This is a genomic window from Affinirhizobium capsici (assembly GCF_977018625.1).
Genome location: NZ_CDRNXD010000004.1, coordinates 2612355 through 2632292 on the forward strand (window position 1 = coordinate 2612355; position 19938 = coordinate 2632292).

Consider the following 19938-nt stretch of genomic DNA (forward strand, 5'->3'; position numbering starts at 1 on the left):
AGGGCTTCTTTGCACCGGGACATGCGTCACACGTAGAGTTTCGGATCAGGAAATTTGCCGGTCAGGAACCAAAGACCGATATTGCGTGCTTTATATTCTGCCGGATTATGCAAGGTATGAAGCCGGACATTACGCCAGAAGCGGTCAAAGCCGTTGCTGCGCGTGGCTGAGCGCGCGCCCATGACTTCAAATATATCTGAGGTGACTTTCAGGCCAACTTCACCAGAAACGATATTGGCCGATGCGATGATGCGCGCATGTTCTGCCCGATCTTCAGCCGTCAGCCGTCGTCCAGCCTCCCAGATGGCGTTCAATGCCAGATCAGCCTTTTCAACCAGCAATAATGCCGCTTCTGCTCGCGACCATAATTCCCCATAAACACGCTGCACCCATGGGTCTTCATGATGAGCAGTGACGCCAGAATTAATCCAGGCCCGGCTTTTACTCATCGTGTAATCTCGCGCAGCCTCCAGTGCGCCTATTGCAGTTCCAATGAAGACGCTCGACAAAATGCTTTGGCTAATCTGGGGAAGCAGGGTGGAAATGGGTTCGCCCTTAGTCTTGTTCAGATCGATCACTTCCTCGGAGCGCACGATAACATTGTGGAAATACACGGTGCCGCTGCCTGTTTGGGTCTGCCCGAACCCATCCCAATCACCACGAATATTCAGGCCAGCGCGATCGACAGGAATTGCAGCGTGAACCAGCTGATTGCTCTCCTCATCATTCCATCCGACCAACAACATATCCGCAACATGCGATCCGCTGGAGAATGGGCGAAAACCATTGAGATGATGTTCATTGCCCACCAGTTTGCCCGTGAGCGTCGGGGAGAGTGAACTGATGGAATTACCCCAAAACAGGTCGTTCCTTGCTGTCGCGCGCTGCACACGTTCCGTCAAATCCTCGGCACCCGCCATACGAGAACCGTTCATGACCAGGAAGTGATAACCGTAAAGATGGGCCAACGAGCCATCCACCTTTGCGAAGAGGCGGACAATCTTGAGGATCGTGGACCAACTGGCACCGTAGCCCCCGTAGTCTTGCGGTATTAGTGCCTTCAAAAGGCCGCTCTGCTTGAGCCGCGCAATCTGATCAAGAGGCGCACCTCCCGCTTTATCGCGCTCAGCAGCATCAAGCGCAAAATACGCCGCAAGCGTGCGCGCTTTTTCCAGCAGGTCTGCTTCATCTGGAATAAAATCGTCATGAGACACGGATTTGCCTGACATTATGATTCCGTAATCAGTACTGAAATATATCCTATTAATGCCTGTCAATCGTAAAGGGTTTATATTATCGAATCTCCTGATCACGCTAGAATTTATGTTCTATTCTATGTGTTAATATTGAAATTCAAAAAAATTACAGAATAATATAATGTTCAATGTTTCTCTCGACCAAATCATAGATCGCAAAAAAATTCGAGATTGCCTTTATCTTTATTGTCGGGGAATCGACCGTGCAGATGAACAGGCCCTACGGAGCTGCTATTGGCCGGATGCCTATGATAACCATGGTCCCTACAAGGGAAATGCGGAAGGCTTTATCGAATGGGCGATGGCAAGTCTCCAAACGTTCAAGCGAAGTATCCACCAGATCAATAATATTCTGTTTGAATTCCAGGGCACCAGTGCAAGTGTCGAGAGTTATTTTACCGCCTATCAAGTTTGCGAGCTGGGAGGCAAATCTCAGCAGCTTTTTATTATGGGCCGGTATTTGGACAGGTTCGAGAAGCGTTCGGAAGAGTGGCGAATCGCAAGACGTTTGGTGGTGTATGACTGGCTGGAAGAGCAAGCTTCTCTTGATAAAAGTGAGGTCGAGCACTTCGGGTTGCGGCAACCCATTGGCCAAATCTGGCCAGACGATATGGTTTATCGTCTGGCAGCGGTCGATGAGATGTCCCGCGCATGAGGCTGCTGTCGCGAAAGCCAGCAACCTCATGTGGGAAGTGGCTCCCTATTTGCGCGCCTGGAGAATTTTGAAGCGCGCGTTGCGGCACACCTCGCCGCTTTCCTTGAATTCCGCAGCCAGCACCGGCTCGTAAGGGAGGCCGCGATTGGCCACCATCAATAGCTGGCCACCAATACGCAGCGCAGACGATGCCGCCTTGATGAAGGCCTGGCCGAGAGCCGGATCTGCCACATGACCTTCATGGAACGGCGGGTTCATGATGACGAGATCGTATTTTTCCTTGATCGGTTCTGCCGCCAGATCCTGCCAGAAGAAGCGGGCCTGCAAATCCGGGCAGTTGCGCGCGAGGTTCTTCTTGGCAAACTCCAGCGCACGATGATCCGCTTCGAAAAGATCAATGCGGTTGGTGCGCGGCGAAGCCTGCTTGAGCATGACGGAGAGATAACCCCAGCCGGCACCCAGATCAGCGGCATTGCCATCGAAATCCCGCGGCAAGCGGCTTGCCAGCAGTTCTGATCCGAGATCGATCCGATCATGCGAGAAGGTGCCTGGGACAGCTTCGAACTGCCCTTCGATCATTTGCGGCTGCTTGGCGAACTTGGCAAGCGCAGAAGACACATCGGCAGGGCGTGTGAACCAGGCCACCACGCCATGATATTTCGGCATATGCTCGATATTGAAGCCGAGATTGGCTAGCTGCTTGCGAAGCGGCTGGATGCCATCTTCCTTTGAGCCAGCGAGAACAATTGTGCCGCCCTCGCGCACGCGGGCCAGCGCTTCGGCGAGATTGTTCTCGTTATCGCCCTTGTGCTTGCCGCACAGGATGAGGGCTCCGTCGTAATCCTCGCCTTCAACTTCGGGAACAACATTGGCTCCTGCAAGGCTCAAAGGACGAAAGAGGGGGCGCAGAGGCTGGACGTTCAGGATCTCAGCACCGAAGCCTTCCGGCAGGCGCGGACCAGTTTCCGCAGCCAGAAAAAGGATACGGCTGCCCTCGCCCGGCGCGTCCAGCGTACCGATGGCGAAGGGATGAAAAAGTGTTTTAACGGCGTCGCGGATCATGATGGGTTCCGAGGTATTGGATAGCAAAAGGGGCGCGGAAACGATCCCGCGCCCCAAGAATGGTCTCAACAAGAAACCTTATTCAGCGGCAGCGTCGCCTTCGGTCTTCTTGATTTCCTGGCCGGTGGCCTGATCGACAACCTTCATGGACAGGCGAACCTTGCCACGCTCATCAAAGCCCATCAGCTTGACCCAAACCTTATCGCCTTCCTTGACAACGTCGGAGGTCTTGGCAACGCGCTCGGAAGCCAGCTGCGAGATGTGAACGAGGCCGTCACGTGCGCCGAAGAAGTTGACGAAGGCGCCGAAATCGGCGGTCTTCACAACGGTACCTTCGTAAATTGCGCCAACTTCCGGCTCTGCCACGATGGAGTGAATCCACTTGCGGGCAGCTTCGATTTCCTTGCCGGAAGCAGAAGCGATCTTGACCGTGCCGTCATCTTCGATGTTGATCTTCGCGCCCGTCTTTTCAACGATTTCGCGGATGACCTTACCGCCAGAACCGATGACTTCACGGATCTTGTCGACCGGGATGTTCATGACTTCGATGCGCGGCGCGAACTCGCCCAGCTGGCCACGGCTTTCGGAAATGGCGTTCGCCATTTCGCCGAGGATGTGCTTGCGGCCACCCTGAGCCTGACCGAGAGCGACCTTCATGATCTCTTCGGTGATGCCAGCAATCTTGATGTCCATCTGCAGCGAGGTGATGCCATCAGCCGTACCGGCAACCTTGAAGTCCATGTCGCCGAGGTGGTCTTCGTCACCGAGGATGTCGGAGAGAACCGCGAAGCGGTCGCCTTCAAGGATGAGGCCCATGGCGATACCGGCGACCGGCTTTGCAAGCGGAACGCCTGCATCCATCAGCGCCAGCGAGGTGCCGCAAACGGTTGCCATGGAGGACGAACCGTTGGACTCGGTGATTTCCGATACGACGCGCAGCGTGTAGGGGAACTGTTCAGCCGTTGGCAGCATCGGACGGATAGCGCGCCATGCGAGCTTGCCGTGACCGATTTCGCGACGGCCTGGGGAGCCCATGCGGCCTGTTTCACCGACCGAATAGGGCGGGAAGTTGTAGTGCAGCAGGAAGCGTTCCTTGTACATGCCGGTCAGGCTATCGACGTACTGTTCGTCTTCGCCAGTGCCAAGCGTGGCAACAACGAGAGCCTGCGTTTCACCACGAGTAAAGAGCGCCGAGCCATGCGTGCGCGGCAGGATGCCAACCTCAGAGACGATCTTGCGGACGGTTTCCAGATCGCGGCCATCGATACGGCTCTTGGTGTCCAGAATGTTCCAGCGAACGATCTTCGCCTGCAGGTGCTTGAAGACAGCGCCAACAACTTCCGGGGAATACTTGGCTTCACCATCTTCCGGCAGGAAGTGGGCCTTGACCTTGGACTTCACGGCATCAACGGCCGCGTAACGCTCAGCCTTTTGCGTGATCTTGTAGGCAGCTCGCAATTCGGTTTCGGCAATCGAAAGCATTTCGGCTTCGAGAGCGGAATGATCTTCCGGCTCGAATTCGCGTGGCTCCTTGGCAGCAACTTCAGCCAGCTTGATGATGGCATCGATCACCGGCTGGAAGCCCTTGTGGCCGAACATGACGGCGCCGAGCATGATTTCTTCGTTGAGTTCCTTGGCCTCGGACTCAACCATCAGAACGGCGTCCTGCGTACCGGCCACGACGAGGTCGAGGCTCGATTCGTCCATCTCATCGAGATGCGGGTTCAGAACATATTCGCCATTGATGTAGCCGACGCGCGCGCCGCCAACCGGGCCCATGAAGGGAACGCCAGAGAGCGTAAGGGCAGCCGACGTTGCAACCATGGACAGGATGTCCGGGTTGTTTTCCAGATCATGCTGGATGACCGTGACGACAACCTGCGTGTCGTTCTTGTAGCCTTCCGGGAAGAGCGGGCGGATCGGACGGTCGATCAGGCGCGAAACCAGCGTTTCGTTCTCGGATGGACGACCTTCGCGCTTGAAGTAGCCGCCTGGAATCTTGCCGGCAGCGTAGGTCTTTTCCTGATAGTTGACGGTCAGCGGGAAGAAGTCCTGGCCCGGCTTCGGCTCCTTGGCGGAAACGACCGTGGCGAGAACAACCGTCTCGCCATAGGTGGCCAGAACGGAACCATCAGCCTGGCGAGCAACCTTGCCCGTTTCCAGCTTCAGCGGGCGGCCTGCCCATTCGATTTCTACCGTATGCGTATTGAACATGATGTGTCCTTCGTTGCGCGGCGGCTGCGGTATTCGCGCACGAATACCGTATAGCCATAAGCCAGCGCCTGGTGTGACATGATCACGGGCAAGACAGCGGGAGGCTTCCAATATTCGGTTTGCGATGGTGCAAGGGGCGAAATTAACCCACTTGCATCGGCAATCCGGCGAAGCATCCGGCAATCCTGCCCCATGACAGGTCATCGGTTACAATCGGCAAATCCGGCGGATCCGGGTCTGCCTCAGCGCCCTATTCGGGCATTTCAAAATTCTGGCACTCTTGGCCAGAAAGCAAAACCGGCGGACCGCCTGTGCCGTCCGCCGGAATGACGTCTTAGCGACGGATACCGAGGCTCGCGATGAGCTTCGTGTAGCGAGCTTCGTCCTTCTTCTTCAGGTAGTCGAGAAGCGAACGGCGGCTCGAAACCATCTTGAGAAGGCCACGACGGGAGTGGTTGTCCTTCTTGTGGCCCTTGAAGTGTTCGGTCAGGTTGTTGATCCGCTCGGTCAGGACAGCAACCTGGACTTCCGGAGAACCGGTATCGCCTTCGACAGTTGCGTATTCCTTGATGAGGGCAGCCTTGCGCTCTGCAGTGATCGACATCGGACAATCCTTTCTGATGTGAGGAATGAAGGGACGCCATAAGCCGGGATGTCGTCCAGCTTTGGCCATGAAAGCAGGAGGGCTATCATACCCTGCCTAGCTGGCGGTCGCTATAAACCATTCCGTCGGCATTGGGAAGAGACTTGCTCAGAACGAGCTTTGCCTCTTTCCTGCCTGGCATCGTCCAAGGGTGCCTCAGCCTGCATTCGATCACTGACGAGTTATCGTGCGCCGGCCAGCCAAGGCTGCCTCTGCATGATCTCCACCCCATCACATGACCAAAAATGATCGCTTGACAAGAATGCGCTCATCCTCAATTGTACCAATCGGTACAGTAATTACCAATCAGTACAAAAAAAAGGAGCTCGATATGTCACGCCCTCCACTTCCCCCTTTTACCTTTGAAACCGCCGTCGAGAAGGTTCGGCTCGCTGAAGACGGCTGGAATAGCCGGGATGCGGCCAAAGTCGCTCTTGCTTATACGCTCGATACCAGATGGCGGAACCGCGTTGAGTTTGCGACCAATCGCGATGAGGCGCAGGCATTTCTCACGCGCAAGTGGAACAAGGAGCATGAATACCGGCTCATCAAGGAGCTTTGGGCTTTTACGGGCAATCGCATCGCAGTACGCTATGCCTATGAATATCGCGACGATGGTGGACATTGGTTCCGTGCCTATGGCAACGAGAACTGGGAGTTTGCAGAGGATGGCCTGATGGCGCATAGGCACGCGAGCATTAATGAAATGCCAATCGCTGAAGCTGATCGTTTGTTTCACTGGCCTCTCGGTCGCCGTCCGGACGATCACCCCAGCCTCAGCGACCTGGGCCTCTGATCATGGCACGCATGGTCGCCGAAAGATCCGACGCCATCGCTCCCTTGGCCGAAGTTTTCCGTGAACATGGCTATGAAGGTGCAAGCCTTGCCTTGATCGGCAAGGCTACTGGCCTTGGCAAGGGAAGCCTCTACCACTTTTTCCCGAATGGAAAGGAAGAGATGGTGCGGGCTGTTCTTGACGAAATCAGCCAATGGTTCGAAGACAAGGTCTATTTTCCATTGCGGACGGAAAACGACGCGAATAGCGCCGTTGTTTCAATGCTCGACTCCACGGCGGAATACTTCAGGTCCGGCGGGCGCGTTTGCCTCGTCGGCGCTTTGGCAATTGCCAATACGCGTGACCTGTTTGCAGAGGCCATCCGCGCTTATTTTATCGCCTGGGTGGAGGCGCTGGAGGCAGCGCTCAGACGGCAGGGACGCGATGCCGAACAATCCCGTATCCTTGCGGAAGAGGCCGTTCTCGCCATCCAGGGAGCCATTGTTCTTGCAAGGGCATTGAATGACCCCGCCGTTTTTCAGCGCGCGATCGACCGTCTTCGAGAACGGTTGCTGATCGAGAAGATGATCTCGCAGACATAGACGACGGCCAACGCCGTCGCCTTTTTTCGATGAAAACTTAGCTTACGCGAAGACCCGCTTCGGGCGGAATTCGCCCTCACCGATTTCGCCAATCGCAATCAGCTTGCCGCCAGCAAGTGCCACGGCTTCCGGTTCTGCCACGGGGGCATCGCGTCCGCGCAGGATGATGGGATTGCCCATGCGCAGGCGGTGAGCCTGATCGTCGCTGATACGGATCTGTGGCAGAGCGGACAATGCCTCGCTGGTGTCGACCAGAAACGCATCGAGTGCGGCAAGGCGTTCTTCGCGATCTTCAATGGCTTCGAGCGCCACCAGCTCGGAAAGAGGAACCATCGTGTCTTCCGCGAACGGTGCCACGAAACTGCGGCGAAGGCCCGAAATATGCCCGTAGCATCCGAGTTCTCGGCCAAAATCGCGGGCAAGCGAGCGGACATAGGTACCCTTGCCGCATTCGACTTCGAAGAAGGCCCGCTCCGTCTCAGCCTTCAGCAGTGTCAGCCGGTAGATCTGTACTTCGCGGGATGGAATTTCGACCGTCTCGCCCTCGCGGGCCAGATCATAGGCCCGCTCCCCGGCTATCTTGATGGCGGAGAACTGCGGTGGAACCTGCGAAATCACGCCGGTATAATTCGGCAGAAGGGCTCGGATCTCTTCTTCCGTCGGACGCTTTTCCGAAGATTGCGTGACCTCGCCTTCCAGGTCGTCGCTTGCGCGCTCCTCACCCCAAGTGACCGTGAATTCGTAGATCTTGCGGCCATCCATGACGTAAGGAACCGTCTTGGTCGCATCACCCAGCGCAATCGGCAACATGCCGGATGCCAGGGGATCGAGCGTTCCGGCATGTCCTGCCTTCTGCGCATTGAACAGCCACTTGATCTTGCCGACGGCTTCCGTGGAGCCGAAGTCCACGGGCTTATCGAGAATGAGCCAACCGGAAATCGGGCGGCCCTTCGGTTTGCGGGGTTTGGACATGGATACTCTATTCTTTGTCGTCGTCTTCAGCAGTGGCGGAAAGATCGCGGCTGACTTCCGGAGACCGAAGCAATTCGTCGATCTTCTTGTAGTTGTCGAAGCTCGTATCGTCGCGGAAGCGCACTTCGGGCATGTATTTCATCTGGCGAAGCGCGCCGGTCAGGCGCCCCCGAATAAACCGCGCGTGGCGGTTCAAGGCCTCAATGACCTTATCATGGTCCTGCACACCCAAAGGCGTGACATAGGCTGTCGCGATTTTCAGATCTGGCGACATGCGCACTTCGGACACGGAAATGACGGTGCGCTCGATCAAATCGTCGCGCACCTCACCCCGCTGCAAGACCTGGGTGATGGCGGCGCGGACCTGTTCACCAACGCGCAGCATGCGCTGCGAAGGCGCAGAAGATGTAGCTTTGCTCATTGTTGTTTTTCTTTCCTTCGGCCAATCTCGATGGTCTTAACAATAACACAGACCGAGACAGATGGCGCGGGCAGGCCCGCTCCATGCATCGACTGGGCTAAAAGGTCAAGGTTACACGCATCATCCTTGACACTGACATCACCGGTAACTCACGGCATCTTGACCTTTGTGCAAAATTCGCCATCTTTGACGGTGTCTCCCCGGTAAAACCGATGCCGGGGATTGAACTTTGGTGCCGGGCCCCTCTGGCGAGAGTTTTTACGGCGCTCTCGCGATGTCGGTACCGCCTGCAATCTGAGCCGGCGGATTACATGCCATGTATCCCTTTACCATCCGATTCCCGGGTGCCGCAGTCTGCGCGCAGCCCGTTTCCGACCCGTTTCTGATCGTGACAAGCGGGGAGATAAAGCCATGAACTCCCCACAGAACTCTACGCTCGGCTATTTCCGCTGGGCTTTTATCGTCACCGTGCTTGGCCTTGTGCTGGGCGGTGTGCTGGGCTGGCAATCCACCGGCACGATCGGCGGCATGCTCACGGTTTTCTTCATCTGTGCGGTGCTGGCCGTTCTTGAAATTTCGCTGTCCTTCGACAACGCCATTGTGAATGCCAACAAGCTGAAAGACATGACACCTGTCTGGCAGCACCGCTTTTTGACCTGGGGCATTCTCATTGCCGTTTTCGGCATGCGTATTGTGTTTCCGCTGCTGATCGTGGTCATCGCAGCAGGCATTGGCCCCATCGATGCGATTATTCTTGCTGCATCCAAGCCTGAGGAATATGCGCGGATCATGAATGATGCGCATTTGCCCATCGCGGCCTTTGGCGGCACCTTCCTGATGATGGTTGGCCTCACCTTCTTCTTCAATCACGAGAAGGACGTGCACTGGGTCGAATTCATCGAGAGCCGCGTGGCGCGCTTTGCCACAATCAAGGGCGTTGAAATCGCCTTCGTATTGCTGTTGATCATGGTTTTCTCGCAGTTCCTGCCAGAGGGCGAGGCATCAACCTTCGTACACGCTGCTGTATACGGCTTGCTGACTTTTCTTCTCGTGGAAGTTCTGGGTGGGTTACTTGATGCATCCCAGAAGACCATGAGCGAGGCGGCCAAGGGCGGTTTGGGGGCCTTCATCTACCTCGAAGTGCTGGATGCCAGCTTTTCCTTCGACGGTGTGATCGGGGCATTCGCCCTGACCCAGAACCTCTTCATCATCGCCATCGGTCTTGGCATCGGTGCCATGTATGTGCGCTCCATGACCATCATGCTGGTGGAAAAGGGTACGCTTGCCGAGTACCGCTATCTGGAACACGGCGCGTTCTACGCCATCCTGATCCTATCGGTGATCATGTACGTACAGACGCTCTACCACATTCCGGAAGTCATTACCGGCCTTGGCGGCGCTGGCTTGATCGGCCTCTCCCTCTGGTCCTCCATCCGGTATAACCGCAAGGAAAAGGCGCGCGAGGCAAGCGGCGCTCTCAGTAGCGGCCACGCTTGACGGCAGATCATTCTCCCCCGCCTGACAATAGGCGGGGGAGAATCCCAATCATAAACATGACTTTAAAAAGCAAGATATAATCGCTATCTCTTTCGCCAGCATATAAGCGAAAGAGGAATAGATGATGGATCAGCCCATCCCTGCTGCCAACGCAGCCCCGGCGAGAAAGCCAAACCTGCCCTCCTGGCAATTGACTGTTGTGGATGCCTTCAACATTCACCCGAAAATGCGCCGCGTGCTGTTGAGCACCGAGAACTTCGAGCAATTTTCATACAGACCGGGGCAGGATATCGTTTTCTTCCTACCCCAGGAAAACGGCGAGCTTGGCCGTCGACACTATACGATCCGCAATATCGACCGCGCATCCAGAACGATTGCCGTTGACTTCGTGCTGCATGGGCATTCCCTAGGGCCAGAATTCGCACGGAATGCAAAAGCTGGCGATACGGTGGACGTGAAGGGTCCGCGCGGCCGCGTGGTATTAAACGCAGATGCCGATTGGCATATCTTGACGGGTGACGAGACGTGCATTCCAGCCATTTTGCACATTCTGGAAGAGCTTCCATCGCAGGCCCGCGCCTTCGCCTTTATCGAGATAGAAGACGCAAGTTGGGAACAGTCCTTCGACACGAAGGGTAATGTCGCTATTGAATGGCTGCATCGCGGCACACCGCGTCCGAGCTCAGTTATGCTCGACAGGCTGACAGCCTTCGCGCTGCCCGAGGGCCGAGGGCAAGCCCTGATTATCGGTGAAACCAGCAATGTGAGAGCGCAGCGCCACCACCTCATCTCACGTGGAATGTCACGCGAGCAGATTGCATCGGAAGGCTATTGGAGACCTGGCCGCAACGGGGGCCACGATCACGTCGACGATTGAGATCGTCCTCATCAACAGCCGTCGAATTAAAACAAAGCAGCGTCCAGATCGTCATCGGAGAGGACCGTCAGCGGGGCCTCTTCCGGCGGCGCGGTGCCAAGAACCGCAGCATGAAGCTCGCGTTCCGACGCCATGGTGTAAAGCTTGTTGATACGGGGGCCGACAATCTCAATTGCAGGACCCAACCCTGACGGATCGGCTGCTTCGTGAGAGGCAAGATCCTGGGCGCAACGTTCCAGAATGTCACCGAGGTCGGCCCGGAAATCGAGCCGCTGCATGGCAGAATTCATATCCGAAACGCCGGAACGGCCCTCCTGCGTCAATCGCTCCAGCTCCGCATCCATGGAGGATGAGGTAGCCTGGATGCGATGAAGCGCACGGGCCAGGCGTTCATCGAGAGACTGTCGCTCGAAGCCCTCGGGCGCATCCGAGACCAGCCGTTTGGCAGCTGATTCCAGAACCTTCAATTGCGCCAGAATATGCTCTGCCGCCTCATCCAGATGTCCGGCGAAAGAGCGAAGCTCGGCGGTGACGACATTGATGGCCTTGCCTTCTTCACCAAGCTTGCCGCAGCGCAGATTGGTGTTGAGCGCCATGTAATGAATATCGCCACGAATGATGCGAACCACACCGATATCGGCCAACAGCGATTCAATGGTAACCAGCATAGTTTGCGTCATCAGTGATGCTTCAGAGGCTACGGCCTCAATCTCGATAACAGCCCGACGCGCCTGTTCAATACCCTGCTCCAGATCACGCAACGACCCGCCGCCTTCGTCGTTCCCACCTGCCATTTCCTGCTGGATCGCAGTAATTTGCCCCAGCTCGTCGCGGAAACTGGAAATTGTATCGATGATCTTGGATGTCTCGCGATGAAAATCATCTCGGATTTCATTCATCTGGCTGGATACCAGGTGGCGGATCACGGCGCGCAATCGCTGCCGCTCGTCATTGCCCAGAAAATCCGCTTCCGATGACGACAGGAATTCTTCAAGAACAGTAAACGAGGACTGACAATGCTCAACGCGCTGGCGGGTGATATCGCCGATCTGCATAGCCGAGAGCGTGGAAGCAAGCTTCATCTGAATGCCCCGCGCGATGGTCTTAACCTGTTCGGCGCGCTCATTGAGCTGCTGGCGATGATGGCGAATCTGATCCACACCACCATCCAGATTGTTGACGATCTGAGGGATGACCTGGCCGTAGCGTTCGACGGTGGCATTGCCTTTCGTCATGATTGGTCCGAGCCCGCTACCAAGCGTCGCCAGCTTATCGGCGAGACCATTAACCTGCACGCTGCCTTGCTGAATGCGCTCCAGTATCTCTTCCGCGAAACCGGCAAAATCCGGAATGCCCGCGCCCGTTATCTTGGCGGTGACGGCAAAGGTGCGCAGATAACGCAGCGTCTCCTGCATCTGCAAAAGATGCGGACGCAGCTTACGTTCGGATTCAGCAATCTCCTGGAAACCTGATTGACGGCTTGCTTCTGCTCCGTTCAGCCCAGACAGGGCCGCGATTGTGGCGCGAAGCTCATTGGTCGTTTCCGAAGCCACCCCCTCATCCAGCGAGCTAGTCAGCCCATCCAGCGATGTGACCATGCGGTTGAGAATATCCAGCACTGAAAGAAGAACACCACCGCCATCCAGAAAGCGCTGTTCGATCCGCTTTCTTGCTTCCTCAAGACGGTCTGCATACACGACGACCTGCGGACTGGCGGTTTCAACTTTTAGTGCGCGCGCAGGTGCCAAGTTAATCTCCATTCGTCACTGATTCAGAGTGAGCCAACAGGACGCCTCTATTTCGAGCGACCGCCTCTCACGAGCTATTAGACTGTCATATTTAGGAGCGCTCGTTAAAGAGTTGCCAACACATAAGCTTGAGCACCACTTTTGGTTAAATTTCCGCCAATCTGATACAAAAAACTACAACCACAAATCTTACCCGATAAGAACTACCATTCAGATATTAGTATCTTGTTAAGCATCGGAATCCAGAGTGCGCAGCATTGAATCACTGCGTATAGATGAGGTTTTGATGAAAATAGATGCGCACGGCGCGGCGGCCTTGTCATTTGGTGAGGATATCAGTATTCGCAAGATTTCAGAACATTACGAGTCCCTAATAGAGGGAATTCAAGCTCATTCATCGATTGTTATAGAATTTTCAGACAATCATCAGGCAGACGTCAGCACAGTTCAATTGATCGAAGCTGCACGTATATTCGCATCTACTTGCGGAAAATCCATGAAACTTGCCAAACCGGCTTCCGGTTCACTTTTGAGCGTACTGGAACGCGGAGGGTTTCTGACGAACATCGTACCAGAAGACAGCCGCTTCTGGTTGCATAACGGAGAATAACCATGAGTGCCAAGATCCTAACAGTCGATGACTCCGCCAGCGTTCGCCTGACGACGCGCGTTGCATTGACCAATGCGGGATATGCGGTGACCGAAGCCGTGGACGGCATGGATGGATTGGGCAAGATGCGCTCAGGCCAGTACGATCTGGTGGTCACCGATCTGAACATGCCGAACATGGACGGACTTACGATGATCCGGGAATTGCGCAAATTGCCCGCATTCATGGGCGTCCCGGTCATCTTCCTCACGACTGAATCCGACAATGAACTGAAAAGCCAGGCCAAAGCCGCAGGCGCAACCGGATGGCTGACCAAGCCCTTCGATCCGGAAAGCCTCGTCAAAATTGTCAAAAAGGTCTTAGGTAGATGAGTTTTCCTGATCCGATAGCGGTATTCCGGACTGAAGCAGCGGAAATTCTTGAACTGATCGAGACAGGTCTGCTGGACCTGAACCACGACCTTGGCAACAAGGATCAGGTCGATGCGGTCTTTCGGGGCCTGCATACGCTCAAAGGTTCCGGTGCAATGTTCGGCTTTGAGGCGCTTGCAGCCTTCACGCACCATTGTGAATCCGCTTTCGATCAGGTGAGAAAAGGCGTGGTGCCCGCCACGCACGATCTGGTCAGCTCCGTTTTGAACGCGCTTGACCACATGAGGGCTTTGATCGAGGTGCCTGGCGGCAATCATGATGCCGTCAGCGAGCGCCTCTTGACCGCATTGCGCGACGCAGTCGAACGGGCAGGAAGCGGCACATCGTCCGCCGCGGCGCCGAAGAGCGAGCCTCAGCCCACGCATTACCTCTTGAAGTTCAGCCTGCCACGCAATTCCATGGCCAATGGCACAAATCCACTACCATTGCTGGATGAGTTGCGTGATCTGGGCGAGTGCACGATCAGCGTCGATAAAAGCGAGATACCGTCGCTGGACGCTTTGGTGCCAAGCGATCTCTACCTTTCCTGGACGGTTGATCTGAAGACACTGCAACCGCGTTCCGCCATTGACGATGTATTCATCTTCGTCATGGACGACATGCAACTGGACGTTCAGGTGCTCGGCGAAACGCCAGCTGCCGTTACCGAAACAGCATCCACTTCGGCTTCCGAGCCTGCTGCACCTGCCGCCACGCCGGCGCTGGTCGAGGCTGGCCAAGCCCCGCGCAACACGCAAGCGCAAGATGGCAAACAAGCCAAGGCCACTGAAAACGTTCGCGTTCCGGCAGAGCGCCTGGACGAATTGATGGATCGGGTCGGTGAGCTGGTGATTGCACAGTCGCGACTGAGCCAGCTGGCGGGCGGCAGTGGCGACTTGCAACTGCGCGCGGTTTCTGAAGATGTGGAGCGTCTTTCTGGCGAGCTTCGCGACACGATGATGGTGCTGCGCATGGTTCCCGTTGCGCAACTCTTTGGTCGCTTCCGCCGGTTGGTGCACGACCTTTCCATTGAAACCGGCAAGACAATCGAACTCATTACCGAGGGCGAAACCACCGAAGTCGATAAAAGCGTCGTCGAACGTCTTGTCGATCCGCTGGTTCACCTTGTTCGCAATTCCTGCGACCATGGACTGGAGCCGCCAGAGGAACGACGCGCCGCCGGCAAAGATCCGGTAGGCCGCATCATGCTTTCGGCGCGGCAAGCGGCTGGAGAGGTTATCATCACCATTCGCGATGATGGCCGCGGCATTAATCGTGAGCGCGTGCGGGCAAAGGCAGAGGCCTCCGGCATCATTGCTGCGAATGCGCAATTGAACGATCAGGATCTCCTGCAGCTGATCTTCCAGCCGGGCTTCTCCACCGCACAGCAGGTGACAAACCTGTCGGGCCGCGGTGTCGGCATGGATGTGGTGAAGAAAACCATCGATGCGCTTCGAGGCACGATCAATGTCGTCAGCAGGAATGGCGAAGGCTCGGAAATCACACTTTCTATTCCTCTGACGCTCGCCATTATCGATGGACTGCTGGTGCGTGTCGGCTCCGGCCGTTACGTCATCCCGCTGTCTGCCGTCGAAGAGTGCCTGGAGCTTTCGGTCGAAGACGATATGCGTTCGCGCGGCCGCAGCTTCATCTCGCTGCGCGACAGTCTGGTTCCCTTCATTCGGCTGCGGGATCTGTTTTCCACCCAAACCAAGCCTGACCAGTTTCAGAAGGTCGTCGTCATTTCCACCGGGTCCGAACGGGTCGGCCTCGTCGTCGATCAGATCATCGGGGACCACCAAACCGTGATCAAGAGCATGTCCAAGCTGCACCACGATGTTGCGACCTTCTCTGGCGCAACCATTCTGGGTGATGGCGGTGTCGCGCTCATTCTCGACGTCGCGCATCTGGTGGCAGCCGGTCAGCAACAGGAGGCGCAATTGCGTGCCGCAGGATGAGCCAGACAGCCAAAAAACTTCCCGACGAGCTTTGGGGCGACAAAGAAGAACTGGAAGTTCTGACTTTCGATATTGCCGGTGAGATGTTTGCGCTCGAGGCGGTACAGGTTCAGGAAATCCTGGATCTTTTGCCGGAGACGAGCGTGCCCGGCGCCAAGGCCTTCGTTGGCAGCGTCATCAATTTCCGCGGCAAGGTCATCCCCTTGGCCGACATTCGCCTTGCATTCGGGATGGAAGCCACCAAGCCCACCATCGATAGTCGGATCATCGTGATCAAGCTTGATGTGGACGGCGAACCAACATTGGTTGGCATCCGCACGGACAAGGTGAACGAAGTGACCACACTGGTCAAATCCGCCGGTGAACCGCCTCCGAGTGTTGGAATGCGCTGGCGTCCAGACTTCATAGACTGCCTCGTCAAAAGAGGCGGTGAGTTCATCATCATCCCGAATTTGCAAACAATTTTCTCGGCAAAGCCCGATCGCGGCAACGCCCTCCCACAGCCGAATTGAGCCGGATCAGGATAAGTATCATGCGCGCAACCATCAAAGCCAAACTGACCATCGCCTTCTCCCTGGTCATCATCATGCTTCTCGCAACAGCCGGCATGGCGATCTACAGCCTCGCAGGGCTGAACGCTACCTTGGAGCAAACCATTGAAGGCCCGGCAGCACGCCTTAAGCTGGCTCAGGATCTGAATGTTCTGCAATTGCAGCAGCTGCGCCAGCAGAAGAACATGCTCCTGACCTCCGATCAGGCTGCCATTCAGGGCTACATCTCCAAGATCGAGACGTTGAGAGGCGAGTTCGATAACACCTATGAGGCTGTTGTTGCCAAGGCCACCGAAAAGGGCATGGTTTACTGGAACAAGCTCAAGGCGCTGCGTGCAGACTATCTCCGTCAAGATAACCAGATCCGCGCATTCGCCGTTGCCGGGGATGCCGCTTCTGCCACCAAGCTTTCGGGCACCGAAAATCGTGTAACCGTGACCGAGATCGATACGCTGCTGGATGAAGTAATTAACCTGGAAACCGGACGCCTCAATGAAGCAAAGCTGGAAGCAGCCGCTACATATGTACAGACCCGGACGATCCTCGTAGCCGTGGCAGGTACTGCGCTGCTTCTGGCTGTCGGCGCTGCGATCTGGATCGCAATGTCCATCAACCGTGGTCTGCGTAGCGCCGTCTCGGCAGTGCAACAGGTCTCTGAGGGCGACCTCACACAGCTCGCGCCAATCACGACCAAGGACGAAATTGGCGACCTTCTGGGGTATGTCAACGCCATGATCGAACGTCTTCGTGGCGTCGTTGGTGATGCGCTTTCGGCCTCTGACAACGTATCTTCTGGTAGCCAGGAATTGTCTGCAAGCTCGGAGCAGCTGTCTCAGGGTGCAACAGAGCAGGCATCCGCTGCCGAGCAGGCGTCCGCTTCCATGGAAGAGATGGCTGCCAACATCAAGCAGAATGCCGATAATGCTGCCCAGACCGAGAAGATTGCCCGCCAGTCTTCCCGCGACGCAGAAACCTCTGGCCAAGCCGTCAACAAGGCTGTCAGCGCCATGCGCACGATTGCCGAGAAGATCTCCATCGTGCAGGAAATCGCTCGCCAGACAGATCTGCTTGCCCTCAATGCCGCCGTTGAAGCCGCACGTGCTGGCGAACATGGCAAGGGCTTTGCGGTCGTGGCATCCGAAGTGCGCAAACTTGCAGAACGCAGCCAGGCGGCAGCCGCAGAAATCTCCTCGCTCTCTGGCGAGACCGTTCAGGTGGCAACAGAGGCAGGCGAAATGCTGAACCGCCTCGTACCTGACATCCAGAAGACTGCCGAACTGGTTTCGGAAATCTCTGCCGCCTGCCGCGAACAGGATATTGGTGCAAGCCAGATCAACGATGCCATCCAGCAGCTTGACAAGGTGACCCAGCAGAACGCCGGTGCATCGGAAGAAATGTCGGCAACCTCGGAAGAGCTTGCAGCCCAGGCGGAAGAACTTCAGGCCTCTATCGCCTTCTTCCGGGTGGACCGTAACCATACAAGTCGTGCACCAGCAAGCCATTCGGCTCAGCAGGCCAAGGCTCATCGCCCGGCAGCCGCCAAGCCAGCACCTCAACGCCGCTCGGAAAATACCGTCACAGCTCAACAGGCCCGCGTGAAAGGCTTCGCCCTCGACATGTCCATGGGCGGGCCAGACGAAGACGACCACGACTTCCGTCGCATTGCCTGACGGGCTCGGTGAGACCTGCTCTCGGCAGGTCTTACTTTTTCAATTCATAAATCCTGAAGGTTGCCAAGATGACTCAATCCCGCTCACGCCCAATCTTCCGCTCAATCGGTGCAAAGATCCTTGCTATCCAAATCATTTCGGGCCTTTGCATTGCGGTGTCGGCAGGTGGGGCAGGCTATTATGGCATGAGCAGCATGACGCAATCGATGGCAACCATTTATGACGACCGCGTCGTACCGCTTGAACAGCTGAATGCTGTCGCGGATGCCTATGCAATCAAGATGGTTGATACAACCCAGAAGGTCCGCTCAGGATCAGTAAGCTTCGAGGAAGCAGCCAAAAGCGTTGATGATGCGATGGCAACTGTCCAAGACAAATGGACCGCCTATCTATCGACTAAGCTTACCCCTGAAGAGACCAAGCTCGCCGACCACGTGAAGGAGCAAATGAAGGTCTCCAGCAAGGCGGCAGATCAGCTAAAAGGCATCCTGGCCGCGCGCGACATTCAGTTGCTCGACAAGCTTGTGAAAGAGACGCTCTATCAGGCAGTCGATCCGACCACGGAAGGAATTTCCGATCTTTCCAACTATCAACTCAGTCAGGCAGCGCAATTAAAGCAAGAGGGCTTTGAGCTTTTTGCTGAGTTGACCCAAGTCATGATCGCCGTCACGGCAATCATCACGCTGCTTGCGATCACCGTGGTGGTGTTCGTTACCAGAGCGATCAAGCGTAACATTACATCCGCTGTTGAATTGGCGAATTCCGTAGCCATTGGCGATCTTAGCAACACCGTCGAGATCAACTCCGGCGATGAAATACGCACTCTTGTAGACAGCATGAACAGCATGACGAGCAACCTGAGAGCCACGGCGGATATTGCCAACGCCATTGCGACAGGGGACCTGACCGTCGCACCACAACCGCTTTCCGATAAGGATACTCTTGGCCTCGCCCTACAGAGCATGGTTGAGCGCCTTCGCGGGGTTGTTGCGGATGCAGCGGGAGCCTCTAGCAACGTATCTTCTGGTAGCCAGGAATTGTCTGCAAGCTCGGAGCAGCTGTCTCAGGGTGCAACCGAGCAGGCATCCGCTGCCGAACAGGCGTCCGCTTCCATGGAAGAGATGGCTGCCAACATCAAGCAGAATGCCGATAATGCTGCCCAGACCGAGAAGATTGCCCGTCAGTCTTCCCGCGACGCGGAAACCTCTGGCCAAGCCGTCAACAAGGCTGTCAGCGCCATGCGCACGATTGCCGAGAAGATCTCCATCGTGCAGGAAATCGCTCGCCAGACTGACCTGCTCGCTTTGAATGCCGCCGTTGAAGCCGCACGTGCTGGCGAACACGGCAAGGGCTTTGCGGTCGTGGCATCCGAAGTGCGCAAGCTTGCAGAACGCAGCCAGGCGGCAGCCGCTGAAATCTCCTCGCTCTCTGGCGAGACCGTTCAGGTGGCAACCGAAGCAGGCGAAATGCTGAACCGCCTTGTGCCTGATATCCAGAAGACTGCCGAACTGGTTTCGGAAATCTCTGCCGCCTGCCGTGAACAGGATATCGGTGCAAGCCAGATCAACGATGCCATCCAGCAGCTTGACAAGGTGACCCAGCAGAACGCCGGTGCATCGGAAGAAATGTCGGCAACCTCGGAAGAGCTTGCAGCCCAGGCGGAAGAACTTCAGGCCTCCATCGCCTTCTTCCGGGTAGAACGTAACCACACAAGTCGTGCACCAGCAGGCCATTCGGCTCAGCATGCCAAGGCTCATCGCCCGGCAGCCGCCAAGCCAGCACCTCAACGCCGCTCGGAAAATACGGTCACGGCTCAACAGGCCCGCGTGAAAGGCTTCGCCCTCGACATGTCCACGGGCGGGCCAGACGAAGACGACCACGACTTCAAAAGGATTGCCTGATCGCCGCGCTATTGTGCCGGGTCCACTTCGACTGACCCGGCATGAAACATCTACCGAATGCTGTCATTCTGAACCAACGCAAGATCAGCAACCAACACTTAATCACACACAACTCC

Annotated in this window: 17 protein-coding genes and 2 pseudogenes; 12 read left to right on the forward strand and 7 right to left on the reverse strand. The window is 56.2% G+C overall.

What is annotated here, in order from left to right; all coding sequences use genetic code 11:
* Positions 1-26 precede the first annotated feature (26 nt).
* Positions 27-1229: an acyl-CoA dehydrogenase family protein gene (locus tag AC0JZ1_RS15950; RefSeq protein ID WP_471883304.1), complete on the reverse strand. Its 1203-nt coding sequence runs from the start codon at positions 1227-1229 to the stop codon at positions 27-29.
* A 148-nt stretch (positions 1230-1377) separates the two neighbouring features.
* On the opposite strand from AC0JZ1_RS15950, the gene AC0JZ1_RS15955 reads away from it, so the two are divergent.
* A complete protein-coding gene (locus tag AC0JZ1_RS15955) occupies positions 1378-1911 on the forward strand; it encodes a nuclear transport factor 2 family protein (protein WP_471883305.1) in 534 nt (177 codons plus the stop codon).
* A gap of 45 nt (positions 1912-1956) precedes the next feature.
* Here AC0JZ1_RS15955 and AC0JZ1_RS15960 read toward each other — a convergent pair whose 3' ends face one another.
* The 3 genes from AC0JZ1_RS15960 to rpsO all read right to left on the reverse strand — a co-directional run bounded on the left by AC0JZ1_RS15960 (position 1957) and on the right by rpsO (position 5791).
* Positions 1957-2973 (reverse strand): class I SAM-dependent methyltransferase, encoded by a 1017-nt coding sequence (locus tag AC0JZ1_RS15960; RefSeq protein ID WP_471883306.1) that lies wholly within the window; start codon positions 2971-2973, stop codon positions 1957-1959.
* A gap of 78 nt (positions 2974-3051) precedes the next feature.
* Positions 3052-5187: a polyribonucleotide nucleotidyltransferase gene (gene pnp, locus AC0JZ1_RS15965; protein WP_471883307.1), complete on the reverse strand. Its 2136-nt coding sequence runs from the start codon at positions 5185-5187 to the stop codon at positions 3052-3054.
* A gap of 334 nt (positions 5188-5521) precedes the next feature.
* Entirely contained in the window at positions 5522-5791 is a 270-nt protein-coding gene (gene rpsO / locus AC0JZ1_RS15970) for a 30S ribosomal protein S15 (protein ID WP_215568120.1), read from the reverse strand.
* 370 nt (positions 5792-6161) lie between these two features.
* Between rpsO and AC0JZ1_RS15975 the strand changes: the two genes are divergently transcribed.
* Positions 6162-6626: a nuclear transport factor 2 family protein gene (locus AC0JZ1_RS15975; protein WP_471883308.1), complete on the forward strand. Its 465-nt coding sequence runs from the start codon at positions 6162-6164 to the stop codon at positions 6624-6626.
* 2 nt (positions 6627-6628) lie between these two features.
* Positions 6629-7207, forward strand: coding sequence for a TetR/AcrR family transcriptional regulator (locus tag AC0JZ1_RS15980; protein ID WP_471883309.1), 579 nt, complete (start codon positions 6629-6631; stop codon positions 7205-7207).
* A gap of 42 nt (positions 7208-7249) precedes the next feature.
* Here the strand turns inward: AC0JZ1_RS15980 and truB are convergent, their stop codons facing one another.
* Together truB and rbfA are read right to left on the reverse strand one after the other, a co-directional pair.
* Positions 7250-8179, reverse strand: coding sequence for a tRNA pseudouridine(55) synthase TruB (gene truB, locus AC0JZ1_RS15985; RefSeq protein WP_471883310.1), 930 nt, complete (start codon positions 8177-8179; stop codon positions 7250-7252).
* A gap of 7 nt (positions 8180-8186) precedes the next feature.
* Positions 8187-8600, reverse strand: a complete 414-nt coding sequence (rbfA, locus tag AC0JZ1_RS15990) for a 30S ribosome-binding factor RbfA (RefSeq protein ID WP_471883311.1) — start codon at positions 8598-8600, stop codon at positions 8187-8189.
* A 411-nt stretch (positions 8601-9011) separates the two neighbouring features.
* On the opposite strand from rbfA, the gene AC0JZ1_RS15995 reads away from it, so the two are divergent.
* Together AC0JZ1_RS15995 and AC0JZ1_RS16000 are read left to right on the forward strand one after the other, a co-directional pair.
* On the forward strand, positions 9012-10097 hold the full coding sequence (locus AC0JZ1_RS15995; RefSeq protein WP_471883312.1) for a DUF475 domain-containing protein: 1086 nt from the start codon (positions 9012-9014) through the stop codon (positions 10095-10097).
* A 121-nt stretch (positions 10098-10218) separates the two neighbouring features.
* Positions 10219-10974, forward strand: a complete 756-nt coding sequence (locus tag AC0JZ1_RS16000; protein ID WP_471883313.1) for a siderophore-interacting protein — start codon at positions 10219-10221, stop codon at positions 10972-10974.
* Between the two features lie 26 nt (positions 10975-11000).
* On the opposite strand, the gene AC0JZ1_RS16005 is transcribed toward AC0JZ1_RS16000, so the two are convergent.
* On the reverse strand, positions 11001-12722 hold the full coding sequence (locus tag AC0JZ1_RS16005; protein WP_471883314.1) for a chemotaxis protein: 1722 nt from the start codon (positions 12720-12722) through the stop codon (positions 11001-11003).
* A 247-nt stretch (positions 12723-12969) separates the two neighbouring features.
* On the opposite strand from AC0JZ1_RS16005, the gene AC0JZ1_RS16010 reads away from it, so the two are divergent.
* The 7 genes and pseudogenes from AC0JZ1_RS16010 to AC0JZ1_RS16040 form a co-directional block, all read left to right on the forward strand.
* Complete coding sequence (locus tag AC0JZ1_RS16010; protein ID WP_471883315.1) at positions 12970-13332, forward strand: STAS domain-containing protein; 363 nt, start codon at positions 12970-12972, stop codon at positions 13330-13332.
* Between the two features lie 2 nt (positions 13333-13334).
* On the forward strand, positions 13335-13703 hold the full coding sequence (locus AC0JZ1_RS16015) for a response regulator (RefSeq protein WP_471883316.1): 369 nt from the start codon (positions 13335-13337) through the stop codon (positions 13701-13703).
* A complete protein-coding gene (locus tag AC0JZ1_RS16020) occupies positions 13700-15700 on the forward strand; it encodes a chemotaxis protein CheA (protein ID WP_471883317.1) in 2001 nt (666 codons plus the stop codon). Before AC0JZ1_RS16015 ends, AC0JZ1_RS16020 begins: the two co-directional genes overlap by 4 nt.
* Entirely contained in the window at positions 15697-16212 is a 516-nt protein-coding gene (locus AC0JZ1_RS16025; RefSeq protein ID WP_471883318.1) for a chemotaxis protein CheW, read from the forward strand. Before AC0JZ1_RS16020 ends, AC0JZ1_RS16025 begins: the two co-directional genes overlap by 4 nt.
* Before the next feature lie 20 nt (positions 16213-16232).
* Positions 16233-17921 (forward strand): methyl-accepting chemotaxis protein, encoded by a 1689-nt coding sequence (locus AC0JZ1_RS16030; RefSeq protein WP_471883319.1) that lies wholly within the window; start codon positions 16233-16235, stop codon positions 17919-17921.
* A 68-nt stretch (positions 17922-17989) separates the two neighbouring features.
* A pseudogene (locus tag AC0JZ1_RS16035) lies at positions 17990-18532 on the forward strand (MCP four helix bundle domain-containing protein); the annotation flags it as partial.
* Between the two features lie 144 nt (positions 18533-18676).
* A pseudogene (locus AC0JZ1_RS16040) lies at positions 18677-19822 on the forward strand (methyl-accepting chemotaxis protein); the annotation flags it as partial.
* Positions 19823-19938: the final 116 nt, after the last annotated feature.